Source organism: Mesobacillus subterraneus (assembly GCF_003937825.1).
Classification (GTDB): Bacteria; Bacillota; Bacilli; order Bacillales; family Cytobacillaceae; genus Mesobacillus; species Mesobacillus subterraneus.
In genome coordinates, this window is the sequence record NZ_RSFW01000019.1 from 1 (window position 1) to 13,602 (window position 13,602).

Sequence of the window (13,602 nt, forward strand, 5' to 3'; positions counted from 1 at the left end):
TGTCCGAAGTCCTGGCATCTTCGGACATTTTCACTGCTCTTCCATCAAATTTTGTCCGAAGTCCTGCCGTCTTCGGACATTTTCACTGCTCCTCCACCGGATTTTGTCCGAAGTCCTGCCATCTTCGGACATTTTCGCAGCTTCTCCACCGGATTTTGTCCGAAGTGCTGGCATCTTCGGACATTTTCACTGCTCCTCCATCGGATTTTGTCCGAAGTGCTGGCATCATCGGACATTTTGACTGCTCTTCCATCGTATTTTGTCCGAAGTCCTGCCATCTTCGGACATTTTCACAGCTCCTCCACCGGATTTTGTCCGAAGTACTTTTATTCCCTGCAGTATAGATAGCCTAAAGCAACAAGGTTTACGAAAAGACCCTTTTTTTAAAACTCCTAGTGTGTATTTAAAAGCAATGAACTTCAATACAGCCTATTCTTATAGCCATCTTCCAATCTTTCATGGATATCATCGGCTGTCGTGCCTGGAAGCTTTGAATGTGCTGCGAGAATTTCCGCGCCTGAAGGAAGTGTTTCCGGATCGCTCCATGTGTCAGGGCTCCATAAACCTGACCTTTTCAATGCCTTTCCACACTGGATGAAACATTCGTCCACTTCTACCACGATCCCAAGCAGCGGTTTTTTGCCGCCAGCGGCCATTCTTGCAAGCAGTTCAGGCTCCCTTGTCAGGCTTGCTTTTCCATTAACCCGTAACGTCTCCGCCATGCCGGGAATCAGGAACAATAAACCTACCTGTGGGTTTGACAAGATATTTTTTAGAGAGTCCATCCGCTTATTTCCCGGGCGGTCAGGAATCACGATTCGATTTTCATCCAGAGACAGGACAAAACCGGGGGAATCCCCTCTGGGAGACGCGTCACTGTATCCTTTTGCATCTGAGGTGGATAAAATCAAAAACGGCGATTGAGCTATGTAGTTGCGGGCATGTTGATCTATAAAAGGAATGACCTTCTTTTTAGCAAGCTCGCTTGGCTCTCCGAATAAGGTTCTTAACTCTTCAAAACTAGTAATTGTATAGTCCATGATTCCTAACTCCCCTGGCTCATTTTTGCTTTCCGGTTAAAAAGGCAAATGTAAGTATGTTAAGATGATGTTACCACAAAATGGATGATTATAGTTTTATATTCTGGACGAAATTTATGATGTAGAAGGTGCAGTATTGAAATATAAATTAACCTCATTTTTGGCAGCATTGATTATCGCGATTGCCGGAGGCTTCCTATTTTTTCTCCTGCAAGTCCCGGTTCCATGGCTTTTGGGCAGCATGTTTGCAGTCCTGATCGCCTGTCGGTTTAAAAGCCTATCCTTATATTGGCCCCCATTCCTAAGAGATACTGCCCTAGTGGTCGTTGGATACACAATAGGTCTTTATTTTACCCGCTCAGCTGTGGAAAAGATGATCTTGAACCTTCCGATCATGCTGGCTTTGACGGTTTTGGTGATTTGTTTTGCCGCGATCATTGCTAAGGTCTTATCAAAACTTTCTGGTGTTGATTACCCAACCATGCTAACCGGCAGTATTCCTGGCGGATTGTCACAAATGATTCTCTTTGCAGAGGAAACAAAAGGCATCGACCTTACGATGGTCACATTTCTTCAAGTGTCACGCTTATTGATGATTGTGTTTTTTGTTCCATTTATTATATTTGGTCCTGTCCTCAAACAGGAACACAGCAATCTAGTTCTCATTGGAAACGGGAATGAGTATGCTGCCCCTGAAACTTATTTGATATTCGCTATTGTTTGTATTCTCTCAAGCATGATCGGCAAAAGGCTCAGGTTTCCGACCCCCTTTTTACTCGGTCCAATACTTGCTGCAGCAATTCTGATAAATGCCGGCATGGACGGCCCCCACCTTCCTTCACTTCTGATGGATGCAACTCAGTTGATGATCGGGGGCTATATCGGGATGCTAATGAAGCCTGAGAGGCTGAAGAGGAAGTTGTTTACATTCTTGCTTGCGTTTTCGAGTAGCTTCCTTCTTGTTTCTGGCTCATTAGTGATGAGCGTTTTCCTGTCTGAGCAATTGGATATATCCATCGTAACTGCCTTTCTAAGTCTAGCTCCTGGGGGAATGGATCAAATGGGGATCATTGCTCATGAGGTAAAAGCCGATTTATCCATTGTGACTGGCTTTCAGCTTTTTAGGCTATTTTTCATCTTCTTCGCCATTCCACCATTATTAAGATGGTTTTTCAGGAGAAAAATGAAGGGATAAGGAATCACTTCATGATTGAGGGGTATATTAACTAACAGATTTTAGAATTTTGGCGATGGAGGGATTCTATGAACCAGTCGTTTAATAACCTGATTAACAAAGCTAAACTGACCTTGAACTATGCCTTTGGACATGCTAAAGAAAAAATCTACTCTGTAACCGGGACCTCCTCGGCCTCGGTTCAGCAAATTGCTGATTACATCAAGGCTCATCCAGATACTAAGGTGACGAATAAACACTATTTAGGGGTAACTCTATCATTTTATGAACTCGAACAAGGTGAGATGAAATATTATATGGAAACGAATCAGGTGAAAATTTTGCAGTTGGATGTGCATTCTCATTATCACAGTGTTGTTTCCTATCGTTCCTATCGTGATCATTTTTCACTTGATACACCAGTGAAATTTCCAGATCTTAATGGAGTATAATCGTTATAAAAGGCTTCTGCAAAGTGCAGAAGCCTTTTATACTGCTATTGGCCAGCCAGCTGGTCCCTGTCGTCTGCCATGGGAGGTTCTTCCAACCAGGCATTTTTAATCATGATGTTGGCACCATCCTCGGCATATAGCGCGATTTCAGGAATAAGGGAAGCGTAATGCACGCCTATATCCTTACGGGGACTGGCGGATATCGCAGCACCATAATTTCCGATCCCTGCAGCAATCATGGCGGTAATATGGAACATGATGAGTTTATCTGAGAAAACCTGTGTTGTAGAATCTGTTACAGCTGAATCCCAAAACATGGGTGCGGGAATGTCATTCGTCTTGAGAATATCGCTGAATAGGTCGACGTGTTTCTGGGCAATTTTTTTGCCACGCTGCAGGTATCCTTTCACTTCTTTGTCCTGTGCTACCTGCAGGAAGCCCATGATCAGTGCCTTTCCTATCTGGTTAGTCTGGATATTCATGAATAGATGGGTGATCTCCACAGAGGTTAAAGCTCTTCTTCTGTTTTTTAATCCTGAAAGGAAACTTTGTTTTTCAACGAAATCGACTTTATCCGGCACCGAAATGAACGGTGGCCTTATATATGTACCTTGAGACAGCATCAATTCCCTTGTTTTATCCTGAAGACCAATGGCAGACTTTAAAACACTTTTATGGAAGGCGATTACATCTTGACGGGTGCAAAGGCCGATCGCCCCACTATTTGCCGCCATCCCCAAAATTGACATATACCTAAGGTACATCATCATGAACGTGTCCGAAAATAGACGCGGGGCGTGTTCGTTGACATCTTTCTTTGTAAAACCGATTGGTTGCGGAAAACCCTCAAGGGCGAATATTTCTCTGGCAATAGTTATGTTTTTCTCTGATGCTTTCAGCCCAAAATCGATTACTTCTTTCACTTCAGGATCCTTAGCGTGATTCAAGAAGTAAGCTAATACACAAATAGAAACCGAATCGTTAATATACTGGGTCCATAAGCTAGACATTTCAGCCGCTGTAAAACGGATTTTTGTCTTGTCCTCCATCTTCACACCCCTATGCACTGATGATATTATTATTTTTCCAAATCAACAGGATTTTATTAGGCTATTAACAACAAAGGCAGGATTTTTGATGAGTTTAAATATATGTACTGTGTATTCTGAAGAAAGATAGTAAAATAGAATCAGGAATTCATTAGGAGTGAGCAAACTGAAAACTTTTATACTATACATAATTCTTGCCGTTGTGCTTTCCCAGACGGCAAATTTATTGAGATTCCGTGTAAGCGTTTTAATGAATAAGCTGATGATCACGGCCGCCTCATTGATCCTCGTTCAGGCATTTACTTTTATCTTTGGCAGTGACCATCTTAAGTGGACGATTCTTTTATTCATCGGTATTGCGGGCTATTCATTTAATCTTAAGGGTGGCTTGGCTGCAGCCGTCTTGGGCTTTCTAATCATCAGCTTACAAACCGGAAGCGTTGAGTTATTCCTTTTGCCTGTTTATTTACTGGTTGGTGCAGGTGCAGGATATGCTGCACACTATTTAAATCATCAAAAAAGGGATCTTCATCAATGGATGAATATGCTGATGAAACAGTCCAAGCATTTGCAGGTATTCCGGGAAGTCAGCACGACCATGCAGAGTACACTTCAGCAGGATCTGCTGCTCAAGGTCATTTTGACTTCTGTTACAGCAGGCCATGGGCTTGGCTTTAACCGTGCGATGATTTTCCTCTCTTCCAGTGATCTACAATCTTTGAAGGGCGTAGTCGGTGTCGGTCCGATGGATGTAAAAAGAGGATACGAAGTATGGGAAAAGATTTCGGAAGACCGTTTGAAGCTTCGGGATTTAATTGAACACAATTTCGACAGCAACTTTACGGATCCAGAGCTGAATTCTATTCTGCAATCATTGGATATTCCCTTTACTGAACACAATGTATTCGGTCAAGCTTTATCAAGCCAAAAGCCTGTCATCGTCAATAAGATCGACCGGAATGATGATTCTCAGGTTCTTATCCATGAGCTGTTTCAAACGGATGAATTCGCTGTCATCCCCCTGATCAATCAGGGAAAAAATATTGGTATTCTGCTTATCGATAATATCGTTAATAAACGCCCAATTACTTTGTCAGATACAGAGAATATCCTTCCCCTCGCCAACCAGGCAGCCATTGCCCTGGATCATGCCAGCCTGTATGAGCGAATAGAGGAAATGGCGTTAAGAGACGGTTTGACAGGGCTCCTTAATCAGCGTGCATTCCAAAATGTCCTGAATGAACATTTTCCTTTTGAGGGATCTGGACGCGGTCCGCTGTCGCTGGTCATTTTTGATATCGATTTCTTTAAAGTTTTCAATGATAAGAATGGACATCTGCTCGGAAATGAAGTTCTGATGAAGCTTGCGCGTGTCATAGAGGAATCATTAAGACCAGGACATTTTTCTTTCCGGTTCGGCGGAGAGGAATTTGTTGTCCTTCTTCCTGATACATGCCTGGAAGGAGCCGGAGACATTGCAGAAGCCATCCGCTGGAACGTGGAGAAAGCAAGTTTCCCTGGCGAAGAAACACAGCCGAATGGCTTTTTGACCGTCAGTATGGGAACAGCATGTACTGACCACCCAGATGTCACTAATAAAAATGAATTGATAGACGCCGCTGACAAGGCACTCTATAAAGCTAAAAATGCAGGCAGAAATATTGTAGTTTCTTATAAGGAGTTTGTTGGTATTGATTGAGCTTACATTCATTATTGGTTCCCTGGTGTTCCTGGCGGCTTCGGCACTTACAAGCAGGCCGCTTTATAACTACTCGATGAAGAACTACTCTAAAAGGGTCAGCAGCAAGTATGGTTTCAGCGTTTCCGACCTTCATTATTCATATGATCAAATGATTTACTTCATCTCACTGCCAACCACGCTTCCATATGTTAGGTCGGCCACTAAGGAAGATTTGATCATTGAACAGGATTATTCTTCGTTTTTCTATCCGTCCCTTAAGGGGATCCGCATTTCGTTGAAGCAGGATGGAAAAAGCCTTAATCTTGCATATTTGCCAATTGGCAATTTCCGTCTTCCTCATTTGGACAAACTCCAACAGGAAGGAAGAATCGACGAAGAAGCCTATCTGAAGATCAGCACGACTAAACTGTTGCAAGCCGGGACTCTCCAGGAGGTCAGAGAGGAAGTCTACAAACAGCTTCAGGTTGGACGTTATTGACTTAGCGAAAGCCGGTATATTAGATACCGGCTTTTTCACATTCCTCTCCCTTATCTAATTCTTTACAGTTTAAATCCTGGTAGATCCACTTCTTGACTAGGACTGCCCAGAAGATCATCAATAAATGAATGGAATTATTAATCAGGAAATGGCGGAAATTCTGTTTGGCGACGCCAGTACGCATGACAAGCATATCCATTATTTTAGTAAAAGCAAATGCGGAAATGATCCCCTTAGCATGGCTGTCTTTCTTGATCAACAGCGCAGTTGTCATTGACAGGGTGAAGGAATAGATTGGAGCGACCATAAAATGTTCTTTCCATCTGTGCCACCTTCCTAATCCAAACCTGAACTTCCTTAAAATCGACATTGAATACATTAAATTCAGTCCATTAACGAGAATGGATAGAAACAGTGAACCAAATTGGAAGATAGGTGTTCCGATCCTAAGTTGCTGATACCAAAAATCATTTATGTAAAAAAAGATTGGAATAAGAGTAATCGTGAATCTTGTTTTCCACCAGTTGTTCTGATGAACTCCCATTCTGAGGAAAAGCTTTTCAATGACTGCGAAGAATAACGCAAAAAATGCCTTTCCCCTCCATCCTATTTTGAATGCTGTCAGAAAGATAACTGTGAATGGGACAAAAATCGCCTGCGAAAGGATCGCGCCCATGAAGTTATCAAGATCTTTATTGACGAACAACTTCGGTTTATAACGATAAGCGTTAAACAGGCTCAAGACAAAATATTCAAAAATGAAACAAAGACCCATTCCCGATAAAAGGGTAATCGTTAATCGTTTGCGATCCTTATTTTTATAAAAGGTGAATATGAGCAGACACGAATGGAGAACCAAAAGGATTAAGAACGGAATAGGATGTTTCTTGTTCAGTTTCCTTGCCATAATGTTCCTTTCACCTGCCCCATTAAACAGTTTAGGTATCTCTCATTAAGGTCTGCGATGTTAGCCAGTAATATTCACCTTGGAATTGTGATCAACAAAAAGCCCAACCTAACGATTGGGCTTGGATCGTGAAAGCTATTCAGGCTGGCAGATTTCCAATAAAATGGAGTTCTTCAAGTTCAAATTGTTCTGATGGGCCTTCAATAATTCTCTTAACATCGTTTAAAGTATCCTTGAGGCTGACATCTGCTCCTTTCTTGCCTGTGTATGCTTCCGCTACATAAAATGGCTGGGTCAGATATGCTTCAAGTCTTTCTCCCAATTGGTAGGTTTGCAGCTCTGAACCAGGCAGGCGCTCCTGTCCATGTACATTGACAATCGAACGCAGCTCGCGATAGCGCCGAAGCAGTTTTTGCGCCCTTTGCTGAATGCTGTGGTGTAATGGATCCAAATATGAGCCTTCCAGGATGGAGGATGTTGAGTAGATTGGATTCACAGCAGGATATTTATGGCGGGCTGCTAAATCGGCATCAAACTGCCATAAGGTGTCAAGCGGACCATATGGAAGGTCTTCATCGACAGCCTCCCCTTTCAGGTCGACAAGGAAGGTCGTCACCCGGAAAAGAAATTGGTCATCAAGTAATTCCTGGAGCTTAAACATCTCTCCATTCAAAACAAACGAACGGTCAGCCGTCAGGACGAATTCTTTGTCTTTTCCTGCTGCTGTTATTACTTTAACTGATTCCTCAATTGTCTCTACAACAAAGTCCACATCGTCCAGGACATCATTCAACTCAGGATGGTTGCCATCCGGTTTGATCAGGATTGTTACGAACCCATTTCTTTTCATTCGGTATATTAACTCGGCCAGGACCACCAATTGGCCCATTCCTGGGCGTGCGACCAATCCGACTGTCCCGCCTTTTGCTACTGGAGCGAATAAGTCCAATGTCTTTATTCCCGTCTCAATCATTTCAACACTCTCCCCTCGTAAAATCAATTCATCCAAACTGCAGCCGGCTAATTCTGCCAAAGCAACAATGGTCCTGACTTCAGCCCTCCCTACCGGAATTTTGCCGGTCGATAAATTGGAAACCGTCGCGGGCCTGAGACCGACTGATTTTGCAGCAGTTGTCAGGTTTGGCACTCTCTTTCTCAATAAAGGAACATTCAATCTAAGATTTTCCAATACTTCCACCTCCTTACTTTTAAGAGTAAAGATTTTTACTTTGAGATGCAAGTATTTTTTCTTTTAGAAGTAAATAATATTACTTTTGGATGTCTGGGTTAATTATTCTGTACTGGGTAAAATATATAAATCTCTATATCGGAAGGAGTATAAGATGATTCCAGTTGGCGTATCGAATAGGCATCTCCATCTAAAACGAGAGCATCTGGACCAGCTTTTTGGAGATGGCTATGAACTTACTGTTGCTAAAGAGCTGTCTCAGCCAGGTGAATTTGCTGCAAATGAAACCGTAAAGATCATTGGCCCTAAGGGAGAGTTCCCGGCCGTAAGAATCCTGGGTCCAGTCAGGAAGTTCACACAGCTCGAAATTTCAAAGACAGATTCATTTTCGTTAGGAGTGAAGGCACCTTTGCGTTCATCAGGAAATATTGAAGGAAGTCCGGGCATCGAGATTGTCGGGCCTGAAGGTGAAGTGCAAATTCCCGAAGGAGTCATCGTGGCAGAGAGGCATATTCATATGACACCTGAGGATGCATTGAAATACGGTGTGAAGGATGGGGATTATGTGAGAGTTAAACGGCTGGTGAAAGGAGCCTGTTATTCAATCAAGTCCTTATCCGGGTAAAAGAAACATATGCACTTGACCTGCACATTGATACCGATGAAGCGAATGCGGCAGGTTTGAAAACTGGTGACCACGTAGAATTGATAAAATAAAAAAACAGGGCCGGAACTGTCTTATGTGCAGTCCGGCTCTTTATTCTGATTGACCAAGATTTCAGGATCCCAAACGTGCTCCAGGGCAAGTTGAAAAAGACTATTTAGAGATTCTGTGTGATCACTGGTGTTTTCAGAAAGATGTTTCCCGTAACTTTCCATCTGCACTAACTCGCTCTTTATATATTCATGCAGGATTGAATTCTTGACCTGTGAAATGCTGTTGCCGCTTTTTTTTATTGCAAGGATGTTCATAGCCTCTGTTTTCACAGGAGAGTCGGGTAATGAACGCAATAGGTCGTTTAAATTTACAGGCGGAATATTTCTGTGTGCTGCTGCCCATTTTGCCGCCAGAACAGAGCGTACCATATAAAGATAAGGCTTCAGGTCAGCATCGTCGCTCTTTGACTGATTCTTGAAATTGCTCTTCGCGAGGTTTAAGTGATGGTAGAAATATGGCTTTACGGAGAACACTTCTTTTTCCAATGCTCTCATTTTTTCTGCGATGCCAAAGTCGTCCTTATAAACAATGCTTGAATGCAGCCATTCGAGCAATGATGGATTTGATTTTCGGAAAAGTCTAAGCGCTTTTCTGAGTTCCCAGCCACTTACATCCAGCAAAGGGTCCACATGTATGGATATGGTATCGTGCCTGGGAATTTCAATCACATCCCTTCCCTGATCAATGGATAAGTACCATTCCAGATTGTGGAGGTATATGAACCGGATATCGTAATCACTTTTTTGTGAATGGAAACCGAGCGCTCTGCTCCCTGCTTCACAAGCATGCAAAATCTTTACATTGAACTCTTGTTCAATCTGTCTTAACACCGATGAGATATGTTCCTTCATCCTACGGCTCCTTTCGCGATTTATAGTTTGTCCAACTAGTAAAAGGGTATAGAAGAATAAACAGATTTTAAAGGAGGCTATACTCATGAATGACAAGCAAACCAGAGGAGCATTTGACCAAGTTAAAGGTGAGGCGAAAAAACAATTCGGCAAAATGACAGATAATGAGTCAATGGAAGCGGAAGGCCGCCTGGATAAAGGAAAAGGCATGCTTAAAGAAACTGCAGGAGATCTTAAAGAAGATGTGTCCCGTGCCTTCAATGATGCCTCCAGAGACTAAACAGTTATAGAAAAAGCCTTTGCTATGCAAAGGCTTTTTATTTTGGAAAGATGGCTCCCTTTCCTCTCTTTAATCTATATTATTCTTATGTTTTCCTCTAACAAACCGGTATGCCAGATACGCTATATAAAGTGGTGTGGCGATGTAGATCAAGTATGGAAACTGGCCGTAAGTTCCCTTCCATATGACAAACAGCAGTGAACCAAGAAAGACGGTTACGATTGTCCCATACTTTGGCAGCGGGACCTCCTTAAAGCTTGGGATCCTGATTCTGCTTACCATCAGGAAGCTGAGCCCTGTAAACACAACTGTGGTCACGATATTCGGGATTAAGTCACCGAAGAGCGTCAGGATCGCCATAATTCCTCCTGCTGCTGTAATGGGGACTCCGATGAAGTAATTCAGGGATGATTTATCTGTACTGATATTGAACCTGGCCAGACGATAAGCTCCGAACAGCGGAAACAGTCCTGCTACCGTCAGGCCCCAGAAACCAAATTGATAAAAATATGTATAATATACCAGGAATGAAGGTGCTACACCGAATGTCACAATGTCCGCCAGAGAATCGAGCTCCTTGCCAAGCTGGCTGTCCGCTTTCAGCATTCTGGCAAGCCTTCCGTCCATACTATCCAGCATCATGCCGATCAAAATCAGGATGGCTGCGTTATTGAATTGGCCATTCGCTGCGAATCCGATTGAAAGAAAACCGCAATAAAGATTCCCCAAAGTGAACATATTAGGAATCATTTTTGTAAAACGCATCAGTTGTCATCACTCTCCGATTATTTTTATTTCAAGGCTGCTTTCATTTTTTTTTTGCTTTAACGAGAAGAGCCTTTCTAATTATGTTCTAGCCTATTTTTACCCTATCCTCCCAGGAAACATGTTTATTTTCTAAAAGAATCGACAAAAATATAGTTTAACTATACCATTATATCTCATTCTGAATAGTGATGAATAAGAAAAAATTATAGACAGCTGCAGAATGAATAGCCCAAAATTCAAATATTGTAAAAAAGGGCTATTAAAATGATTCATCAAATTGTATACTATTTTGGGGCTGGTGAATTATGATCAATAAAAACATGCGAAAACTAAAATTTCTTCTTATAAAGCTATTCAGAATTAAAGGAAATGCCCATAATGTTTCGTTGGGTTTTACTCTAGGATTCTTAATCCACTTTATTCCGTCTTTTGGCATGGGACCGGTATTATCGACCATGAGCGCCAAGCTTTTCAGAGGGAATGCAGTTGCAGGTTTCATTAGCGGTGTTGCACTGATCTGGCTGTTCCCGTTTTTATTTTATCTAAATGTTGTCGTAGGCGAAACACTGTTTCCTTATGGAATGTTCCCCAGTTCGATTGATATGTCCCAGCATGGAATGTCGCTGGGAGCAGGGATGCATTTAGGGGCTGCTTTTTTCCTCGGCATGATTGTAAATATCATTTTGTTTGGTATGATTGTATACTATTTGATCTATATGATTATGAGAAAATATCGGTTAACATTTCTTTCAATTATTAGGAAATGGGAGATAAAAAAATAAGGAATGAAAAATCCTCAGATTTTTCATTCCTTTTTTATTATTTTATCGTCACAAAAATGTCGAATCCTTACTTCGTCTGAAGAATTTCGATGATTTCATTATCAGGTCCATTATAAAAAACTGTTTTCCAGCCTGTTTCCAGGTGATAGGGTCCTTCTATCGGGTGAAGGTTCAGTATTTTCAATTCCTCGATTTTTCTCTCAAGATGATCCACTTCAAAGCAAAGGTGTACATTCGATTGGAGACCTTGTTTCGTTTGTTTCTTTAACAATTCAAGCTTGAAACCGTCCAGATCCAGGAAGAAGATTTCTTCTCCCTGGAATAGAACCTTGCTGCTCTCCTGAAAGCCAATGATACTTTTATAGAATGTGATGGAAGCGGCCAAATTTGCTACTTCCAATGCATAATGGTGAATTCTCAAACTTCCGCCTCCTTATATAATCAGGTTAATATCACCAAACTCGTGCCATAAGTAGTTTTCTTGAATGGCTTCTCTGTATGCTTCAAAAAGCTTTTCCTCGTCCACAAATGCAGTCAGCATATCAAGGTGGCTTGCCTTTGGTTCGTGGAATCCGGTGATAATACCATCTGCCACTTTCAATTGATAATCGGCAGTGATATATAAATTTGTCCAACCGGCAAGCGAGTCGGTTGCTGCGGCTGTTTCGAGGGCACGGACAACAGTTGTGCCCACTGCTATCACCTTCCCGCCTGACGCTTTGGCGCTCAGGATTACATCCATATCATTCTTTGAAATAACATATTCTTCAAAATGCTGATCAGGTGAATGATGATAATCATCATCAAGCAGGTAGCTAAGACCTGTATGGAGCTGAAGGAAAACGACCTGGACCCCTTTTCTCTTTAACCTATAAATCAGTTCCCAGCTGAATGCCCTGCCGGCAGAAGGCATTTCAACCGATCCTGGCTGTGAAGCAAAGACGGTCTGATAGTAGTCCAGACTCCAAGGCTGGTTGATATATTCATATCTTACAGGTTCGCCTAGTGAGTAAAACGCATCGAACAAAGCTATACCCTCTAAAGAGAACTGGACGATTAATAACGGGGATTTTAATACTTTTCCGATGACATTGGCATTTAGTGTTTCCGAAAGTTTAAACTGGTCCCCGACCTTCACGGTTTTCGCGACGATCAAGGCCTCCCAGGCAGAATCACTCTTTTTTCGTGCTAATCGTATTTCAATGTCTGAATCTATTTGTGTTCCTTTTCTATACCATTCGGCTTTTAAAACAGCCGGTATTGTCCTGCTGTTATTGAGAACGAGTATATCACCAGCTTCAAGATACTGGTCAAGTTCATTAAATGTACGATGGTTGGTGTTTCCGCTCCTTTTGCCGAGAACCATCATTCTCACCTGGTCACGGAGCATTCCGCGCCTTTCTGGCGGTATGGATGCGTTAAGGTCATGTGGAAGGTAAAAGTCATAGGAATCAGCGGCTGCTTTTGACTGCATCTTATTCTCTCCCCTTCCATGTGAATTCCTGTGCCTGAAACCTCTTGCCATTTATTCCTTTTGAGTCATCCGAAGCAAGGAACAGAAAGACATCGAGTACTTCATTAGGATCTGTCAGTTCATAATCACAGTCAGGTACCGCAAGCTGATGCATTTCGGTATCCATTTCTCCAGGGTCGACCATATTCATCCTGAGATTCGTATCACTTAATTCATCTGCCCATGTTTCCGTCAATCCTTCAACGGCGAATTTTGAAATTCCATATGCCCCCCAGCCGGCATGTCCTGTATGGCCAGCTTCAGAAGTGACATTAATAATAGAGCCCTCATTTTTCTGAAGCATGGCTGGGAGTACTCTCCTCGCAATCAGGAAAGGGCTTATGCTGTTAGTCCTGATTACTTCTGCAAAATCCTCTTCCGGATAGTCGAGCAAATAAGGCATTGGACTTGGTCCTAAGATGGAAGCATTATTGATCAGGACGTCAATACGTCCAAAGGTTTCAAGAGATAAAGCGACGAATTTTTCTGCATCTCGCGGAACGGACACATCTGCCTTTATGGCCAGGACCTTTACGCCGAATTTTTCGGCTTCATTCTTCACTGCTTCCAGTTCTTGTTCTCTTCGGGCGCAGACCGCAAGATTCGCACCTTCCTTTGCGAATCGCAATGTCAGAGCTTTCCCCAATCCTTGTGTTACACCTGTAATCATGACAACTTTGTCTTTTATCATCATCAAGT

General features: G+C 42.4%; 16 protein-coding genes and 1 pseudogene. 7 read left to right on the forward strand and 10 right to left on the reverse strand.

Going from position 1 to position 13,602, the window contains the following annotated elements; genetic code table 11:
- Nucleotides 1–82 precede the first annotated feature (82 nt).
- Both EJA10_RS23125 and EJA10_RS16305 read right to left on the reverse strand, forming a co-directional pair.
- Nucleotides 83–253: a hypothetical protein gene (locus tag EJA10_RS23125; protein ID WP_170169167.1), complete on the reverse strand. Its 171-nt coding sequence runs from the start codon at nt 251–253 to the stop codon at nt 83–85.
- Between the two features lie 166 nt (nt 254–419).
- A complete protein-coding gene (locus EJA10_RS16305; protein WP_125481094.1) occupies nt 420–1,040 on the reverse strand; it encodes a pyridoxamine 5'-phosphate oxidase family protein in 621 nt (206 codons plus the stop codon).
- Nucleotides 1,041–1,176: 136 nt separating this feature from the next.
- On the opposite strand from EJA10_RS16305, the gene EJA10_RS16310 reads away from it, so the two are divergent.
- Nucleotides 1,177–2,235, forward strand: coding sequence for an AbrB family transcriptional regulator (locus tag EJA10_RS16310; protein ID WP_211340589.1), 1,059 nt, complete (start codon nt 1,177–1,179; stop codon nt 2,233–2,235).
- A 68-nt stretch (nt 2,236–2,303) separates the two neighbouring features.
- The gene (locus tag EJA10_RS16315) at nt 2,304–2,666 is read left to right on the forward strand and encodes a hypothetical protein (protein ID WP_125481095.1); all 363 of its coding nucleotides are present in this window, start codon (nt 2,304–2,306) and stop codon (nt 2,664–2,666) included.
- Nucleotides 2,667–2,710: 44 nt separating this feature from the next.
- On the opposite strand, the gene EJA10_RS16320 is transcribed toward EJA10_RS16315, so the two are convergent.
- Nucleotides 2,711–3,715, reverse strand: coding sequence for a DUF3231 family protein (locus EJA10_RS16320; protein ID WP_125481096.1), 1,005 nt, complete (start codon nt 3,713–3,715; stop codon nt 2,711–2,713).
- A gap of 157 nt (nt 3,716–3,872) precedes the next feature.
- On the opposite strand from EJA10_RS16320, the gene EJA10_RS16325 reads away from it, so the two are divergent.
- A complete protein-coding gene (locus EJA10_RS16325; RefSeq protein ID WP_125481097.1) occupies nt 3,873–5,414 on the forward strand; it encodes a GGDEF domain-containing protein in 1,542 nt (513 codons plus the stop codon).
- The gene (locus EJA10_RS16330; protein ID WP_125481098.1) at nt 5,407–5,895 is read left to right on the forward strand and encodes a hypothetical protein; all 489 of its coding nucleotides are present in this window, start codon (nt 5,407–5,409) and stop codon (nt 5,893–5,895) included. Before EJA10_RS16325 ends, EJA10_RS16330 begins: the two co-directional genes overlap by 8 nt.
- Nucleotides 5,896–5,914: 19 nt before the next feature.
- On the opposite strand, the gene EJA10_RS16335 is transcribed toward EJA10_RS16330, so the two are convergent.
- Complete coding sequence (locus EJA10_RS16335) at nt 5,915–6,802, reverse strand: hypothetical protein (protein WP_125481099.1); 888 nt, start codon at nt 6,800–6,802, stop codon at nt 5,915–5,917.
- A gap of 139 nt (nt 6,803–6,941) precedes the next feature.
- Nucleotides 6,942–7,991 (reverse strand): ATP synthase beta subunit C-terminal domain-containing protein, encoded by a 1,050-nt coding sequence (locus tag EJA10_RS16340; protein ID WP_125481100.1) that lies wholly within the window; start codon nt 7,989–7,991, stop codon nt 6,942–6,944.
- 154 nt (nt 7,992–8,145) lie between these two features.
- On the opposite strand from EJA10_RS16340, the pseudogene pduL reads away from it, so the two are divergent.
- A pseudogene (gene pduL / locus EJA10_RS16345) lies at nt 8,146–8,708 on the forward strand (phosphate propanoyltransferase).
- A 21-nt stretch (nt 8,709–8,729) separates the two neighbouring features.
- Here the strand turns inward: pduL and EJA10_RS16350 are convergent.
- Nucleotides 8,730–9,560, reverse strand: a complete 831-nt coding sequence (locus tag EJA10_RS16350) for a nucleotidyltransferase domain-containing protein (protein ID WP_125481101.1) — start codon at nt 9,558–9,560, stop codon at nt 8,730–8,732.
- 85 nt (nt 9,561–9,645) lie between these two features.
- Here EJA10_RS16350 and EJA10_RS16355 point away from each other — a divergent pair, with 85 nt between their 5' ends.
- Nucleotides 9,646–9,840 carry a CsbD family protein gene (locus EJA10_RS16355; protein ID WP_125481102.1) on the forward strand — a complete coding sequence of 65 codons (195 nt, stop codon included), beginning with the start codon at nt 9,646–9,648 and terminating at the stop codon, nt 9,838–9,840.
- Between the two features lie 69 nt (nt 9,841–9,909).
- Here the strand turns inward: EJA10_RS16355 and pssA are convergent, their stop codons facing one another.
- The gene (pssA, locus tag EJA10_RS16360; protein WP_125481103.1) at nt 9,910–10,605 is read right to left on the reverse strand and encodes a CDP-diacylglycerol--serine O-phosphatidyltransferase; all 696 of its coding nucleotides are present in this window, start codon (nt 10,603–10,605) and stop codon (nt 9,910–9,912) included.
- A gap of 308 nt (nt 10,606–10,913) precedes the next feature.
- Between pssA and EJA10_RS16365 the strand changes: the two genes are divergently transcribed.
- Entirely contained in the window at nt 10,914–11,390 is a 477-nt protein-coding gene (locus EJA10_RS16365) for a DUF2062 domain-containing protein (protein WP_125481104.1), read from the forward strand.
- 67 nt (nt 11,391–11,457) lie between these two features.
- On the opposite strand, the gene EJA10_RS16370 is transcribed toward EJA10_RS16365, so the two are convergent.
- From EJA10_RS16370 to EJA10_RS16380, 3 genes are read right to left on the reverse strand one after another with little or no spacing between them, the layout of a single operon-like run.
- Nucleotides 11,458–11,811, reverse strand: coding sequence for a VOC family protein (locus tag EJA10_RS16370; RefSeq protein WP_125481105.1), 354 nt, complete (start codon nt 11,809–11,811; stop codon nt 11,458–11,460).
- Between the two features lie 12 nt (nt 11,812–11,823).
- Entirely contained in the window at nt 11,824–12,864 is a 1,041-nt protein-coding gene (locus tag EJA10_RS16375; protein WP_125481106.1) for an S-adenosylmethionine:tRNA ribosyltransferase-isomerase, read from the reverse strand.
- 1 nt (nt 12,865) lies between these two features.
- Nucleotides 12,866–13,597: an SDR family NAD(P)-dependent oxidoreductase gene (locus EJA10_RS16380; protein ID WP_342773934.1), complete on the reverse strand. Its 732-nt coding sequence runs from the start codon at nt 13,595–13,597 to the stop codon at nt 12,866–12,868.
- Between the last annotated feature and the right edge of the window lie 5 nt (nt 13,598–13,602).